The organism is Vibrio sp. DNB22_10_4 (genome assembly GCF_052879755.1).
In genome coordinates this window covers 72,189-89,155 of record NZ_JBNNXW010000004.1, presented here as the reverse complement: position 1 = coordinate 89,155, position 16,967 = coordinate 72,189, and the positions used below count along the sequence as shown (strand labels likewise).

Below are 16,967 nucleotides of genomic sequence, written 5' to 3'. Positions count from 1 at the left end.
GCCATCAACCTAGCATTAGGTTTATAGGCTAGAGAAAGAAAGAGCGCCTTTTAGGCGCTCTTTACGTTTAACAAATCTAGTTAGGCAATTCCAAAATCGCCGTCAAACGAAGCGTCTGTGTAGATGATCACCTCTTTACCTCCCCCCTTGGTAAAGGTGTACGCGGTAATCGCTTCAGTTCCATCTAACCCGAGCTTTTCGAGCATGTCATCATCTAGCGAGGCCGCTACTCCGACACCAACTTGACTATAACCTTGATTATGTAAATTTATATTCTCGACACCAATCGCATAGAACTCAGCTTGATTATCACTACCTTTTGCTCGTTCACCTTCTAAATCCCAGTTCTGATTAAAGGTTTTTCCAAGTGATAGGGACAATGTGTCTTCGCCTGTGGTTCCTATGACAGCCTCAATGCCATTGATACTTTCTCCTTTGGTCATATCAATGTTGACGCCCTCAGGCTCGGCATCGCTAGGGTCTCCGAGCATATCTTTGTCACTGGCGACGAGAACGTCAAATCCCTTGCCACCATGAATTAGGGTATCGTTCGCATCATAAGCGATAGTGTCGTTGCCAGCACCGCCGCGGATTTCATCTGCGCCACCACCGCCAACAATGACGTCGTCACCCTTACCACCTTTGAGAACATCGGCACCATCGCCACCATCTAACCAATCGTCGCCTTTGCCGCCTTTTAGAAGCTCTTGTGCTGGGGAGGATGTGATTTTAACTAACACATCATTAAAGTCTTGGTCTGTGTAGCCTGAGCCTGGATGGGAGTTGTCATTCCAGAATTGGTGTACGACGTTTTCGTTGGCTCCGCTAGTTGCTTTGACTGTACCATCATCAAGGTGGCGGACGGAGTCGGAGATTTTACCAATAGCCGCACTAACACCCGCTGTGGTTGTATCGATTAGTCCATCGTTATTGTCACCATTGGTAGTAAAAGTATCCACATCTCCGACCAAAAGATCCCCTTGTTGGACAGCGTTGTTATTTCCACCGTCCGGAATAATGAAGAACCCGATGGTATGATCGCCGCAGCCAGAGTCGACATTGATCGTCGCATCGCTTACTCCATTGTCTTGAGCGGTTTTTACGCTCTTAACAAGCACCTCTGCTTTTATTAAGTTACCGTCACTGTCTAAGCTAAAGTAACCAAATGAGCTATCCCAGCCAGCAGAAGCGTTTGTGCCATCAAGGGTGTTGACGATATCTAAATCCAACGTGCCAGTAAAACCACTGACATCATAGGTACCATTCCCTGAGTTGTAGGTAATGTGATCGTTGTTGTCACCGCCCAAAATAACATCGTCTCCGCGGCCGCCATAAAGCATATCGGTGCCGTCGCCGGTTAATCCATCAGTTGTAACGGAAGTCACGTAATAGTCGCTGGAGTCGGCGTTTTCGTTCCCTCCTTTGTCATATGCCGGACCAACAGCAGTAAATTGAAGCTCATCAAATGCTTTAAAGCCAGTATCATTCGGGCCTATGTTCAGATAGCCACTGTTGTTGTCATTATCCAACAAATCACTAGCGGTAAAATCACCCTCAGCGACCAGTATGCCTTCTCTAAATGCTGCCCAATGACCGGTCTCATCGACACCATTATCACCCTCATTCAAGTACAGATTAGAAATACCAACCTTAGCCACCATTGAGTGTTCATCTAAGCAAACAGAGAACATCTCCGATGAACCTTGGCCAGTATTGCTGTCATAACTGAAGCCTATCTGGGCAAGAACTCCACTTTCCCCAGCCCCTTCTACGCCATAGCCAGTGCCTCCCGATTTGGCATTGCCAGTATCAACGTCGCCGAAACTACCATCTGGATTGTAGGCGGTCGAATCTGTTGATAGATCGACGGAGGTTGTTGGCTCTGCTAATTCAAATTGACCATCGTCTTCATTGAACGAAAGCGCCTCAAAGTTATCACCTATGATAACGTCTGCGCCTTTCCCTCCACGAATGATGTCATTCCCGGCAGACTCCGGGTCTGGACCATTATCGCCGATCAAGACATCGTTGGTTAAATATTGTTTGAGCGAAACGTTATCAATTAATGCACCAAAGGTATCTTGGTCTCCTGTTGCCTTAAAACTTAGAACGTGGTCGCCTTCACCAAGGTCTAGGGTGAGGGATGCGGTTTCCCAGCTGGTAGAAGTATTGTCGCTGTCATAAACAACTTCATCGTCAATAAGAACTTGGAATGGACTTGTGTCGTTAGTTTCACCTTTAAGTCTATTAGCAAAGCTGAACGCTAAAAGAAAAGTTCCGGCCTCTGATAGGGTTACCGTTTGTGAAACGGTCGAATTAGAATTGGCGCCATGAGAGTCAAGTTCTAGAAAATTGCCATCTGCAACTTCCCCCCCATATCCATCGGAGGGCACGCCTCCGTGTAATTGTTCCTGTATTTCGATGCTTCCCACTTCGGCTTCCCAGCCATCGATAGCACTGTACGTTGCCCATGAGCCTGGACCGTCAGCAGGAGCACTAAAATCGCCATTTTGAATCAGCTCATCGCCGAACTCATGTTGCCCCTTTGCTCTATCACCATAAATGATGTCGTTGTTCGCTCCGCCTTCGACGTAATCATTGCCAGCTCCGGCGACAACAATATCGTCAACACAGTCTTCACCGAGGGCATCGACATCTTTTTGTCTCGCTGCGCTTGTATCACGATTTGTACCTACTTCATCTCCGGCATCAAGTGTATGATTCCAAGCTTCGATTACATCATTACCTGCGCCAGCTTTGATGGTGTCAGAGCCGCGACCGGCGGCAATAAAATCGTCACCAGAGCCAACTTCGACTATGTCGTCACCTTTACCTGCTCGAACTTCTAGATTATTCGTGCCGATTTCCGTTAGATTATTATCTACGTCTCGTGAACCATTGCTTTGGGTAGGTCCATCAACAAGTGTGCCCGCGGTATCAGCAGTGGTGTTTGTTACATTTACGTCTGCCATTATTTTTTCCTCATATATCATTCGATACATAGAGGTAGCCCAGCCATCTCTGGATCATCCATGAGACCTGCAGCTTTCCGTCCTTACCTCACGATAAGTTTGGCTTTGTCATCCAAAGATTGTTGCTAACTGTGTCGTTGTTAATAACGTTCCTATTTCTTTATCTGTCTCCTATCGTTAACCTACATTTCGCGCATAGCGTTGTATGAAGTTACCGCCAACGGATTGACTAAATAATCCAAGGGGGTTTGTTCTGATAGCAAGATCATGACCTCAGCGGGCATGCCGGGGTAGAGCACGACATCGGCACTTAGTCTTTCCAAGTCGGACTGATTCAAGGTGACTCTTGCTAAATAAGCAGAGGAGCCCGTTGCTTGATCACTAATGCGATCCGCAGAAATATGAATGAGTTTCCCTGAAATTGGAGGCGTTTTTCTAAAACTATACGCAGTGAGTCTGATTTGCGTATCGAGACCGATGTGTAACGCTTCTATATCTTCAGGTTTCACGAGAGCCTCGACGATTAACTCGTCTTCCTGTGGAACGATTTCCATCAGAGTTTCACCAGCTGGGACAATAGCGTTGTTGGAGACGACGGTTAGTCCAACGACAACGCCGCCCTGAGGCGCCCGTATTTCTACCCGCTCTAATACATCTTGGGCATTGATCATTGCCTCTCTGGTTTCATTAAGCTTTTGCTGCAGATCTTGTATTTCTTCGCCGAGAGTTTTGGCATAGGTATAGTCAAAGTTGGTCAGTTCCATACTTGCCTCAGAAATCCGCCTGTTTGAGCGTCCAATCTGAGAGCGTAACTCCGCTGTTTGTCCTTTTAATTGAGACAGCTCTCTCTGTAAGTCAAGGTAGCGAGATTTTGAAGTGTTACCTGACTCGAGTAGTTGTTGGTGCATGGTAACTTGTTCGGTTAAATAGACGAGACTAGAGCGCCCGGCCTGGTAACGCTGTTCCAAACCTTGCTTTTCTAATTTGGCTTGCTCCACCTTTTCTTGAAGAATATCTATTTCACCTTGTCGTAGGGCGAGGCGCTTTTCAAATAGACGGATTTGGGTCTGGAGTATGGTTGCTATTTCATCGGTTTGAGCCCTGGAAAGCAGTCTTTGGTCGAACTGGATTTCAGGATGGGACGCAAGCTCTGATTGTAAACGGTTGAGACGGGCTAGATCGCTCTGCCACTGAGCTCGTAGTCGATAAAGGGATGCTTCTGCTCGTGTTGGGCTTAACGTAATGAGTAAATCGCCAGTTTTTACTGAATCCCCATCTCGCACGTGGACTTCTTCAACGATTCCGCCTTCGAAGTGCTGCACTGGCTTTCGCTTTGATTCAACAATAACCACGCCCGGTGCGATGGCAGCTGAACTTAAAGGTGACAAGGCTGCCCAAGCAAAAAAACCACCGAGCATAACAACAAGGGTGAGTGTGGCGAGGCTGATGATTGTTGAAGTGCTTAATGACAGAGAGCGACCGTCTTCATAGGTAATGCGATGTTGAGTGAATGGCGTGTTAGACATTGGACGCCTCCTGTTTTTTAGCCGTGTTCACGTTCATCATCGAACGCAGTGCTTTGCTTGCTTCTGAGGCGCTAGCAATTTGTCCATTGTTTAGCTCAACAACCCAGTCAACATGGCGCAGTAAATGGGGCTGATGCGTAACCATTACCACGGCAACGTCATTTTCAGGGCAGCGTGAAAGGGTGTGAACCAAGAACTCTTCACCCTCTTTGTCCATATGTGAATTAGGTTCGTCAAGCACTAAAAGCTTAGGATTGAAACATAGGGCTCTAGCCAAGGCCAATTTTTGAGCTTGGCCACCAGACAATGCATGCCCATTATCTCCAATGACTGTTTCATAACTGTTTGGCATTTTGAGAATGCTATCGTGTATGCCTGCTTTCATGGCAGCCTTGACGACCTGTGTGTCTGTGGCGTTGGCATCAAAGTGGGCGATGTTCTGTTTGATAGTACCGCGTAAGAACTGGATCTGCTGTGGTAGGTATCCGACCGTGTGTTTAAATTGGTCACTGTTCCAATGCAGAACGTTTAAGTTGTCGATGCAAACTCGCCCGGAAATAGGTTCATGAATGGCAGCGATAAGCTGACACAATGTGGTTTTCCCTGAACCACTAGGCCCTATGATAGCGACACGGTTACCTGGCTCTAATCGTAGTTTTATCTGTTTTAAAAGAGGCTCTCCGTGATGCTGAGCAGGTGCCCAACTTACGTTGTCGAATTGTAACTGTCCTGTGATGTTCGGAAGCGTTGTGCGCTCCAGCGCTTGAGTTGAATGAATGAATACGTCTTTAAGTCTTTTGTTCGCGGCGAGTCCAGTTTTCCAACCAAGTAAACCAGAGGTTAGCTGTTCAATAGGTTGTAATGCTCTTGCCATTAAAATCGAACCAGCGATCATTCCACCAGCGCTCATAGCATTGTTAATAACGAGCGCTGCACCAATACCCATAATCGCAAGTTGAAGGGCCATGCGAACCAGTTTCGTAATGGATGTTAGGTTGATGGCGGTTTGGTCAAGCTTGTTTCGAAACCAGAGCTTTTCTGCCAACACTGGTAGAAAGACGCTTTCAAGACCTGAACCAGCGTGTTGAGAGAGAATGGTGTTTTGTTTGACGACCATTTCGTCCACTTTTTGATTGGTCGCTAATTGCGTTAAGTGAGCATTGTCGAAGTGTTTCTTCTTTAACCAATAAGACAACAACGCTACACACAGAATGGTGATAACTGCAACGAGGCCAACCAACCCTATGACGGGGTGGAGGAAAAACATAACCAGTAAAAATAGAGGTGTCCAAGGCAAATCAAAAATTACAAAATAGGCAGGAGACATAAGAAGAGCCCTGACTTCAGCAATGTCGTTGAACGTATATCGCGACATGCTTTGTCGAGTTCCGACCCCTGACGAATACAAAAGCTGGGTGCTTTCACTTTCAAAAATGAGTGCTTTTTTTTGCGAGTATTTTTGTCGGAGTGCGTCCAGTAAAGCTTGGGATACAAGTAGAAATATGGCGATACCAGTGAGGAGGATGAGCGTATCGACACTCCTACTTGAGAGTACGCGATCAAATACTTGTAGGCTGTATATAGGTACGACCAGCATAAGTACGTTTATCGCGGCGCTGACGATTGTCATGGGCCCCAAAATTCGAACCGAAAAGGGGCTGATCGACTTCCATGTTTTAGTTCGTTCCATTGCTTACTGCTGACTGAATTGATTGAATTGTCAGTATAGGCGACGAGACGAAACCCGATGTCTCATCAATGAGACATCGGGTTTAAGTTTAGATTATGAGATACTAATGTAGTCTAGTAATAAACCGCTCAATATCCAAGTTAATGACTAAAATCAACAATATTCAGCAGTTAGAAAGGGGGTCACTTAAACGTAGACCAAATCGGCGCGTGATCAGACGGCTTTTCAATGCCGCGTAGCTCGTAATCGATGTCCGCTTCCACACACTTTGCTGCAAGGCTTGGTGTTGCTAAAACTACATCAATGCGAAGACCGCGATTGTCATCAAAGCCGCGAGAGCGGTAATCAAACCATGAGAACTTGTCGTCTGCATCTGGGTGAAGTTGACGGAAGGTGTCCACGAAGCCCCAATCAAGTAGCGTTTTTAGCCACTCACGCTCTTCCGGTTGGAATGAACACTTGCCTGTTTTCAGCCAACGCTTACGGTTAGGCTCACCGATACCAATATCAAGGTCGATTGGGCTGATGTTAATGTCACCCATCACGATGACTTGCTCATCGTTGTTGTGGTACTCGTTCAGGTATTTCATAAGATCTTGGTAGAACTCACGCTTGTAAGGGTACTTAGTCTCGTGAGCGATGTTATCGCCTTGAGGGAAGTAGCCGTTAAGTACCGTGACTTTCTCACCATTCTCATCCTCAAACGTCGCCATGATCATACGCTTCTGATGGTCTTCGTTATCGGTTGGAAAACCTTTTTGCACCGAAATAGGCTCTTTCTTGCAAAGCATAGCCACACCGTAGTGTGCTTTTTGACCGTGAAAGTAAACTTTGTAGCCCATCTCTTCAACGGCTTCGACTGGGAAGGCTTCATCGTGAACTTTGATTTCTTGAAGACCGATGACATCTGGCTGATGCTTGTCAATTAGGGCTTGCAGTTGATGCAGTCTTGCGCGCAGACCATTGATATTAAAGCTGATGACTTTCATTTCTCACTAATCCTGTGATTTTTGAATCGAAAGCAAAATACTAGCATTCTGGCTCAAACACATCCATCGAATTACTTTAAAGACAGCAATATCTAGGTTGAGCTAAAGATGTAAAAATGATGTAATAAAACGCTCAATAAATAAGACCGTTGGTCGATATAAAAACAATACATGCCCCCCGTTTGCAAAAAGGATGTACTATGCGAACTCTCTCCGTGCAGTGGAAAATCACGGTACTAGCAGGCTTATGCTTGCTGTTCACCTCTATCGCCTTAATTGGCTTTTCACTTTATAACGCCGTTAATAGCCAGCAGTCGATTCAAGCTATGAGCTCACAGTCAGTTTCTGAGAAATCGCAGGCACTGTTAGAAGCGCAAGCTGAGATCAACGCTCGCGAGGTTAAAGCCTACTTCGATGAAGCGGTCTACCGAGCCGAAATGCTCATTGCGAACGCCAAGTTTCAAAAGTTCAACGCTGAAGAGAACTTCTTGCCAAGTGAAGACTTGCGAGTGGCACTGGATGAGATGGTACGTCAGGCCGTGATTCAGTTTTCCTCCATACAAGGCGCGTACTTGGTATTTAAGCCAAATCAACTCGACGGCGAGGACAGCAACTATGAGGGAGCCGATTACGTAGGTTCCAACGAAATCGGTCAGTTTGCGACGTATTGGCAAATTGCTGCAACGGGTGAAAACGCAGTCCGTACGGTGCTAACTAAACAGATTCAAAACGCGATGGAAAATGCCGAGCGTTTTTACTGCCCATTAGCAAGTGGCGCTGCGTGTGTGAGCACACCTAGGCTTACCCAAGTGGGTGAAGCCCAGCATCTGACTTCTTCTTTGTCACTGCCTATTGACGTTGATAACCAAGTGATTGGCTTTTTGGGTATTGATTTGCAGCTAACACAGCTGGCGAAAACGGTGCTTGATTCGGATTCTAGCCTGTTCAATGGCAGTGGGCATGTCAACATTATCAGTTTGGATGAAAGCGTCATTGCCAGTGATAATACGGATGTAGCCGTAGGCTCGCGTTACCAAAGCCAGGTGCTAAGCGCAGATCAAATTACTGACCTAATGTTTGGTGAGCAAGCTGAGACACTGTGGAGTGCGGACAATCAATGGTTGACCGTATTTAGCCCGGTGAGTATTGCCAACCAAACTTGGGGCGTTTTCTTTGATATGCCACGTGATAGTGTGCTTTACGATGCGATTACACTCGATAGTATTATTTCTCAGCAGTTAAGTGATGGCATTGTATTTGAGGTCATAGTAGGGGCAGGTTTCGTCCTCATCGGTCTTATTATCATCAGCGTGATGTCATCGCGTCTGGTGAAACCGATCCGCGAAGTGGTTACTCGTCTAGAGGATATTGCCAGCGGTGAAGGCGATCTTACCCAACGTTTGGATGTGAAATCACAAGACGAAATTGGCCAACTAGCGAAACAATTCAATGCGTTTCTAGCCAAACTGCAAACCACAATCCAGCAAGTGGCCGTGACCACGGAGAAAATCAGTGGCACTGCTGAATCAGCGAACCAAACCGCAATCGCAACAAGAGAGAGCAGCGAAGCTCAGTTCCGCGAAGTAGACCTAGTCGCAACCGCATCAGAAGAGATGACGCAAACAGCCGCGTTGGTGGTCCAAAATGCGGAAGTGGCGGTAGAAGCGGCATCAACAGCCAACGAATCGGCAAGTCAAGGTCAAGAAGTGGCGGAGCTATCAGCGAGCGAAATGGTTCGTTTGGTTGAGCAGATGAAAGTGACTGTGCCAGTAGTGGAAGAGCTTGCCAAAAATAACGCCAATATCACCGAGATTTTGGCGGTGATTGAAGGCATTTCTGAACAAACCAACCTACTTGCACTTAATGCTGCTATCGAAGCTGCACGTGCTGGTGAGCAGGGGCGTGGTTTTGCTGTTGTTGCTGATGAGGTTCGTAGCCTTGCAAGTCGTACCCAAGACTCGGTAGGCGAAATTCAGCAAGTCATCGAGCGCGTTCAAAAAGGCACGGCAGATGTGGTTGCTGCGATGCAAGAGAGCTCCAACCTTGCTGACTCAACATCCAATCATGTACAGCAAGCGGTATCTGCACTGAGCCGCATTTTCGAGTCGATCTCTGCCATCAACGACATGAACTCACAAATCGTTCGCGCTGCGGAAGAGCAGCAATCGGTATCGAGTGAGGTTAACCAAAACGTAAGTAACATTCGTGATTTGAGTGCTAAGATCCTTGAAAACGCCGGTGAAGCGGAAAAGGTTGGACAAGAGATCAATACGCTGTCGGATACACAGCAATCATTGATGAATCAGTTCAAAGTGTAAATACAGCCTGTGACAGGATAATCTGTCTCGTCCTAAAATAAGCAAAACATAAAAGGCGCACTTCTTTAGGAGTGCGCCTTTTTTATGATTGAGAGTAGGGGCGTCAATTAGCTTGTTGTGGTTATGCCGCTTTCTCTGCTTGGGTGTTCACCTTGCCAAATCGTTCACGCATACGCTGAAGCATGACCCACACAACAGGCACAACCAAGCAGCCTAGTACCGTTGCCGCCAGCATGCCGCCAAAAGTACTGTAGCCGACCGCACGGCGAGCACCGTCACCAGCGCCTGTCGCAATCACCAAAGGCACGACACCTAAAATGAATGAGAAGGCTGTCATCAACACCGCACGAAAACGCAGTTTAGTCGCAGAGACGGCAGCATGGACAATCGATACTCCCTTAGTTTCACGTAGCTCTTTGGCAAATTCGACAATCAATATCGCATTTCGACTTGCCATACCAACCATGAGTACTAAGCCTACTTGGGTGTAGATATTGATGTCACCGCCCATAATCCAAGTGTGGAACAGAGCGCCAAAAACGGCGGTCGGCACACAAAGAATAATCGCGAGTGGCGTCACCCACGACTCATATTGCGCCACCAAGAACAGGAAGGTAAACAGCATCGCCATACCAAACATAATCGGTGCTGCGTTGCCTGCTTTTTGCTCTTGATAGGTTAAGCCGGACCAATCGTACTTGTAACCACTAGGTAAGGAGCTATCCGCAATACTTGCCATTGCCGCCACTGCCTGACCTGAGCTGTATCCTGGCGCTGCGACGCCATTAATCATCATTGAACTGTAGAGGTTGAAACGCTCTACCGCTTCAGCACCTAGCACATTGCTGATCTCGATAAGCGAGTTGAGCGGCACCATTTTTCCATCGTTTGAGCGCACGTAGTAGCTAGAGATGTCACTGCTGTCTGAGCGGCTTTGTGCTTCCGACTGCAAGAACACCTTATAGTTACGACCAAACTCAGTGAAATCGTTCACATACAAACCACCAAGGTAGGTTTGAAGCGTCATGTAGACTGATTGCAAATCCACATTGGTCGATTTGATTTTGTCTCGTTTCAGCTTTACCTCAACTTGTGGCGTGTTAGCGCGGAACATGGTGTAAGTAAAATCAATAGCTGGATGTGCCATCGCTTTCGCCATTAATTCATCGCCTACAGCGGCAAGCTCTGCAGGAGAGCGCCCCAAGGTATCTTCAAGGCGCATTTCGAAGCCAGAGTTCATACCAAGCGCGGGAATTGGCGGCGCGAAGAAGCTAATGATATCGGCATTTTTGATTTGGTTGAGCTTGTCCTGTACTCGTCCCATGATGGCTTTCATGTGCAAGTTGGCATCGGTACGCTCAGACCAGTGGTCGAGGTTAACGATCATCATTGCAGAGTTCGAAGCCGCTGCGTTGCCAAGCAAGCTAAAGCCCGGCGCAGATACCACGCTTGCTACGCCTTGTTCTTGAAGAACCATCTCAATGGCATCACGGGTGATCTGCTCGGTACGCGCCAGTGAAGCTGCTTGAGGCAGCTCAATATTGACAAAGAAGTTGCCGGAGTCCTCATCGGGTAAGAAGCCGCTTGGCATCTTATAGCCCATAAGCACAATGGCAATGATCATTACGCCAAAGCCAATCATGCTAAGTGTGAGTCGCTTAATCATCAGCGTGACGCTGTTACCAAGCCCTGTCGTTGCCTTATCTAAATATTTGTTGAAGGCTTGCAACCATTTGCCCGGTTTAGGACCGCCCGGACGCATCAAAATTGCGGCAAGTGCAGGCGTCAACGTAAGAGCGTTGACAGTAGAAATCGCAATCGAGACCGAAAGCGTAATACCAAACTGCTGATAAAGCTGACCAGTCAGTCCTGGCATCATAGTCACGGGACCAAATACCGCGAACAGCACTAAGGCAGAGGCCAGGATAGGCCCTGTGACTTCTTGCATCGCTTTGATAGTGGCATCCATGGCAGAAAGATCTTCTTCTGCCATCAAGCGCTCAACGTTTTCCACGACGATGATCGCAGCATCCACCACTGCACCAATAGAAAGTACCAAGCCCAGCAGTGTTAGCATGTTCATTGACATGCCCATCGCTTGCATAACCGCAAATGTCGCAATAACCGAAACAGGAATGGCAATCACAGGGATGATAGTCGTACGCCAATCTTGTAGAAAAATGTAAGTCACTGCGGTCACCAAGATAATGGCAATCACAAGCGTTTCCATAACTTCGGCGATGGATACTTTAACAAACTCGGTTTGGTTATATGGAATTTGGTAATCAATACCTTGGGGGAAGCGCGATTTGAGCTCTTCCATCTTGGCGTAAATGCCTTCCGATATCTCTAGTGCGTTGGCGCCAGGCGCTTGATAGATGGCGAGTAAGGCAGCATCTGACTGGTCGTACATGGCTTTTACAATGTACTGCTGTGAGCCAAGCTCTACGCGTCCAAGGTCGGAGATGCGAACCAGCTTACCTGAGGTATCGGCTTTGACGACAATGTCTTCAAATTGCTGTTTATGGCGAAGGCGGCCTTCTGTGCGCACCACCATTTGGAACGGTGAAGTTTCAGTGGCGTAAGGCGCTGCGCCAACGCTACCTGCAGGGCGAATCACGTTTTGCTCACCAATCGCACTAGCGACGTCTTCTGGCACAATGCCAAGACTTGCCATCTTCATTGGATCGAGCCAAATACGCATTGCGTATTCCATGTCACCAATATTGCGAACCTTAGACACGCCATTAACACGTGCCAGCTCGTCTTTGATGTTCATGTTGGCGTAGTTGTTGAGGAACAGGCCATCTTTGGATTGGTCAGGTGAGTGCACCATCACAGCCATCATGATGTTAGACGCGGTCTTTTCAACTTTAACACCAGAGCGTTTCACTTCCTCCGGAAGTTTTGCCATAGCGCGGTTAACGCGGTTCTGAACTAGAATTTGCGCTTTGTCAGCATCAAAGCCCACTTCGAACGCAACTGTGAGAATGTAGTTTCCATCACTGGCAGATTTAGAGCGCATGTATATCATGCCCTCTACACCGTTGACTTCTTTCTCAATTTCAGTTGCAACCGTGTCACGCAGTACTTCGGCGTTTGCTCCGGTAAATTCGGTGGAGACTTCGATCTCCGGTGGGGCAACGTTAGGGTACTGTTCGACCGGTGCCTTGAGCAGCGCAATTAGACCAATAATGGTCATGATGATGCTCAGTACAATGGCAAACTTAGGGCGACGAATGAAATACTCAACCATGCGTTAGCCCTCAGTTGTTGCGCTAGCTACAGTCGAGCTATCAGTAATGTTGGTAGATACGCTTGAGCCAGGTTTTATTTTTTGCAAACCTTCGCTTACAACCTGCTCTCCCGCTTCGACACCAGATTCTACAAGGAAAACTGCGTCTAGTTGCTGGTACCACTTGATATAGCGCTTTTCGATAAGGTTTTTGCTATCGACAACATAGACAAAGTGACCTCCTTGGTCGAACTGAACCGATTCGCTTGGTACGGACAGTGGCGTGAGTGAGTCATCGACGACTTCAACAGTGACGTATTGGCCTGGCAGTAGCAGTAAGTCCGGGTTCGGGAAATTAAGGCGAACCGTGATGGTGCCGGTTTCAACGTCCACACGGTTATCGACGAAGCCGACTTGGCCAAGGTATGGATAGGTTGCACCGTTCGCGAGTTTCAAGTGCACTTCAAAGTCGCTAGCGTGTTTTTCATCAAGTAGCATGGCTTCTTGAAACTCAGCAAGACCCGAGGTTTCGTTTACTGCGATATTCACCCAAGTGGTATCGAGCTTAACCACGGTCGTCAGTGGTTGGCCTTCTGGTGTCACAATGTCACCGATGCTGTAAACAGAATTGCTGACACGGCCATCGATAGGGCTGTAGATCTTGGTCCAGTTCAGTTCAAGCTGCGCGTTATCGAACTCAGATTTAGCGATCTCAAATGCAGCAATGGAAGTGGTTTCTTCTAGCTCGACTTCTTCGAACTCAAGAGGAGAAAGAGAGCCTTCTTTATAAAGCTTGACGGCGCGCTGCAGTGTGCGCTGCGCCTGGAGCATTTTCGCTTTTGTTATAGCAAGTTCGGCTTTGGCGGCATTTAAACGTACTTGAAATGGCTGTGGGTCGAGTTCGTATAAAAGCTCACCTTTTTTCACGTCCGCACCTTCCGCGACCGCTTTTGTGATCAATCGACCAGAAACCAATGGGCGAATTTGTACATCTTCAGGAGCACGAGTTCGGCCAACATATTCAGTCGTTGGAAACACATCGCTGTGAGTGACAGCGACGGTGCTGACTTCAACAGAAGACGGCAGTAAATCGGTATTTTGTTCAGCACCACATCCAGAAAGAAAAAGAAGTGAAAGCGAGAGGGCGGTGCTTATTGCGGTTTTGGTCATAAAGATCTCCGACGTGCAAACCCGGGGCAGTAAAAGTGGGCGATTGATGAGCACCGCTTTTGGCTATAGCCCCCGAAGTTTGCGAAACAGTGATGGTTTTATTGCATCATTTAGGCGCGAGCATCCTAGACGCAAAGACCTAAGCCACTGAGTGAAATGATACAAATATCAATTTATATCGAAAAAACGTCACGACACGGATGTTAAGGAGATACGCAGTACTAAAACAGTCTAATTGTTAGTTAAGTATCTGAATTGTCGTGGTAATGTCGTTGCGATGAGAGGTTTTATAAAAGCTGGAATTGAAGTGGTGAATGTGAATGGTTTTGGTATTTTTGACTTAATTTGGCTAACTAACTGAATTCATTGATTTATATTTCTATTTGAATTGTTTGGAATAGTTTTGAGGGGGCGAATAGAAAGTGTGAGCTTGATCGCCAGGGTTTAGAAGTGGCTAATGTTTTAGGACAAGGTTTTTGATAGCACTTTATAGAAAAAACAAAGCGCTCAGGGTGAGGAGCGCTTTGTAGATGCTTTCAGATTGACGAGCAGATTGACGAGTTCGTTTAAGCGTCTTCGGCGTGACCGAACATTTTCGCTGCGTACTCGACACGTTCTTCTGGACTAGGATATTCAAAGGGATTTGGCGTACCCAATGACTCGATGTGCTGTAGCCTTGGCAAAATACCACAGCCGTTAGCAATTTGAATCGCAAGTCCTGGACGCGCGTTAAGCTCAAGTACCATTGGACCTTCTTCTTTATCGAGAACCATGTCCGTTCCCATGTAACCTAGGCCTGTCATTTCATACGCGCTAGAGGCAAGCGTGAGCAGTCGTTTCCAATGAGGAACGGCGAGTGTTGCAAGCTCTTTGCCTGTATCAGGGTGAAGGGTGACAGGGCGGTCAAACTGTACCGCACGCACTGCTTTACCGGTCGCAATGTCGATACCTACACCGACAGCGCCTTGGTGAAGGTTCGCTTTGCCGTCAGAGGCTGAAGTAGACAAACGCATCATCGCCATAACAGGGTAGCCCTGGAATACAATAATACGAACGTCTGGCACACCTTCATAACTAAAGCCATCAAAGCAGTCGTCAAACTTAATCAGGTTTTCAACCACGGCAACATCGTTCTTACCACCAAGTGAGAACAGACCTGCAAGAGTGTTACTGATATGACGCTCTACATCTTCTTTGTTAATAGTCGCACCAGAGGGCTTAGTGTAAACGCCATCCTTGTGGCTCACTATCACCAAAATGCCTTTACCACCACTGCCTTGCGCTGGCTTAATCACAAAGCCGGGCCAATCTTTAACCATAGCATGGATGTGTTTTGCTTCCGCTTGGTTGTTAACGACGCCGATTAGAGCTGGCGTTGTCGCGCCAGCTTTCTCTGCAATGATTTTGGTTTTTAGCTTGTCATCCACAAGTGGATACTTTGAGCGGTCGTTGTATTTACCGATATAACCATGGTTACGTTGGTTCATACCCATGATGCCGCGATCACGAAGCTTAAAAGGACTGGTTAGCTTTCCAAGCATAGATTAGTCCTCCGTCAGTGGTTTAAAGCGACGCAGTTCAGTGAGTCGGTAACCTGTGTAAGTACCTAGTAGCAAGATACCGCCAAGGATAACCAGCTGCAGACCGATAAAGTTAAACGTTAGGTGCTGAATGTAAGGGTTGGTCATCGCTAGGTAGACAAGTACCGCTGTGAGTAGCGAACCACCACCTTGCAACACAACTTCCTTCGCTCCCTCTTCTTCCCAAAGGATAGACATACGTTCGATTGTCCAAGAAAGGATAATCATTGGGAAGAAGGTAATGGATAGACCTTCTGTCAGACCAATCTTAAATGCGACAACCGTAAAGACAGAGATAATCAAGATTACGGTAATGATTACCGCGGATATCCGAGCGACGAGCAACAGATTGAGCTTGGATAGATAGCTACGAATTACCAGACCCGTACCGACAATCAATAGGAAACCAACAATACCGGTTACTAGCTGAGTTTGTACGAACGCCACCGCAATCAGTACCGGCATGAAGGTACCAGAGGTCTTTAGACCAATCAGAATACGTAGGAACACGACAATCAGCGCGCCGATTGGAATCAGCATGATGGTTTTAAACATGGCTTGCTCTTCAAGAGGCAGGCTATGAATTGAGAAGTTCAACAGACCGTCAGAATCCACTTTACTGTTCGTTGCTTCTTGAGGAGATACCTCTTGAGCGATCATAGTGAAGTGAACTTTACTGTCTTTACCGCCAACAACATCAAGTAGCGATACGTTAGATTCGTCCCAAACAAGCAGATTGGCTTGTTTTTTACCTTCTGTGGATTCTGGAGAGAAGATTTGCCACTTAGCACCGTCCCACACACTCAACATTTGTTGAATAGATTGACGTCGACGACCATCTTCCAGTTCGATAACGCCCACAACCTTGCTTGGTACTTCAGCAAACGCCAGCAGTTTTGCAGCGGCTTGAAGTTTGGTCATGTTGTTAAGAATAAGTGCAGAGTTTTGGCTATCACCATCGTTCAGTGCTTTGATAAGCTCGCGTGTGAAGGTGATGTTGTCAGAGGAGCGAGATTGAGCGCGATCCATCAGGGCAACAGCTGCAGCTTCTTCTGGGCCATCAAAGGTTGGCTTAATCACGTCTTCCGCTGGAGGAGTAGAGCTTGCCAGCGCTTGGTCGTCCACAAGAAATTGGGTTTTGTAGTAGATGGTTTGCGGACCTTGTGCCTCGCGGATTGACCACTCTGCACGGCGACCTGCATCAGAATCGACATAAGAGACACCGTAACCTGGAGAAGAGGCTGATTCACCAATAAGTGTGAATCCTTCTTGAGTGTATGGTGCCGCGAGTGAAACCTTGGCCGGTTTACCAATTGCATTAAACTCGACACGAGCCTCAATGTCCCAAACTTGGCGAGTTTCGCCTGGAGTCCATGGTACGCCGTAGGTATCGTGTCTGATGACACTCAGCGCGATACCCGCTGCAATGAGTAATCCTACAGATAGGAAAAATGGAATACGTGAAGTCATAAACAACCTTATTATTG

General features: G+C 47.2%; 9 protein-coding genes and 1 riboswitch. Of the genes, 1 reads left to right on the top strand and 8 read right to left on the bottom strand.

All coding sequences use genetic code 11. The features are described 5' to 3' along the window. Positions 1–80: 80 nt before the first annotated feature. From ACVA6Q_RS13165 to xthA, 4 genes are all read right to left on the bottom strand, one after another. The gene (locus ACVA6Q_RS13165) at positions 81–2,972 is read right to left on the bottom strand and encodes a hypothetical protein (RefSeq protein WP_446647822.1); all 2,892 of its coding nucleotides are present in this window, start codon (positions 2,970–2,972) and stop codon (positions 81–83) included. 30 nt (positions 2,973–3,002) lie between these two features. Next, positions 3,003–3,086, bottom strand: a riboswitch (cyclic di-GMP riboswitch). Positions 3,087–3,154: 68 nt separating this feature from the next. Continuing rightward, the gene (locus ACVA6Q_RS13160; protein WP_446647821.1) at positions 3,155–4,498 is read right to left on the bottom strand and encodes an HlyD family type I secretion periplasmic adaptor subunit; all 1,344 of its coding nucleotides are present in this window, start codon (positions 4,496–4,498) and stop codon (positions 3,155–3,157) included. Next, positions 4,491–6,188 (bottom strand): type I secretion system permease/ATPase, encoded by a 1,698-nt coding sequence (locus tag ACVA6Q_RS13155; protein WP_446647820.1) that lies wholly within the window; start codon positions 6,186–6,188, stop codon positions 4,491–4,493. The genes ACVA6Q_RS13160 and ACVA6Q_RS13155 overlap by 8 nt, the downstream gene beginning before the upstream one ends. A 182-nt stretch (positions 6,189–6,370) precedes the next feature. Further along, positions 6,371–7,177, bottom strand: a complete 807-nt coding sequence (gene xthA, locus ACVA6Q_RS13150; protein ID WP_446647819.1) for an exodeoxyribonuclease III — start codon at positions 7,175–7,177, stop codon at positions 6,371–6,373. A 200-nt stretch (positions 7,178–7,377) separates the two neighbouring features. On the opposite strand from xthA, the gene ACVA6Q_RS13145 reads away from it, so the two are divergent. Next, positions 7,378–9,495, top strand: coding sequence for a methyl-accepting chemotaxis protein (locus ACVA6Q_RS13145; protein WP_446647818.1), 2,118 nt, complete (start codon positions 7,378–7,380; stop codon positions 9,493–9,495). Between the two features lie 121 nt (positions 9,496–9,616). On the opposite strand, the gene ACVA6Q_RS13140 is transcribed toward ACVA6Q_RS13145, so the two are convergent. The 4 genes from ACVA6Q_RS13140 to ACVA6Q_RS13125 all read right to left on the bottom strand — a co-directional run bounded on the left by ACVA6Q_RS13140 (position 9,617) and on the right by ACVA6Q_RS13125 (position 16,950). Next, complete coding sequence (locus tag ACVA6Q_RS13140) at positions 9,617–12,751, bottom strand: efflux RND transporter permease subunit (RefSeq protein ID WP_446647817.1); 3,135 nt, start codon at positions 12,749–12,751, stop codon at positions 9,617–9,619. 3 nt (positions 12,752–12,754) lie between these two features. Further along, complete coding sequence (locus ACVA6Q_RS13135) at positions 12,755–13,900, bottom strand: efflux RND transporter periplasmic adaptor subunit (RefSeq protein ID WP_446647816.1); 1,146 nt, start codon at positions 13,898–13,900, stop codon at positions 12,755–12,757. A 566-nt stretch (positions 13,901–14,466) separates the two neighbouring features. Next, complete coding sequence (locus ACVA6Q_RS13130) at positions 14,467–15,441, bottom strand: alpha-L-glutamate ligase-like protein (RefSeq protein WP_353496558.1); 975 nt, start codon at positions 15,439–15,441, stop codon at positions 14,467–14,469. Between the two features lie 3 nt (positions 15,442–15,444). Next, positions 15,445–16,950, bottom strand: a complete 1,506-nt coding sequence (locus ACVA6Q_RS13125) for an inactive transglutaminase family protein (RefSeq protein ID WP_353496557.1) — start codon at positions 16,948–16,950, stop codon at positions 15,445–15,447. Positions 16,951–16,967 lie beyond the last annotated feature (17 nt).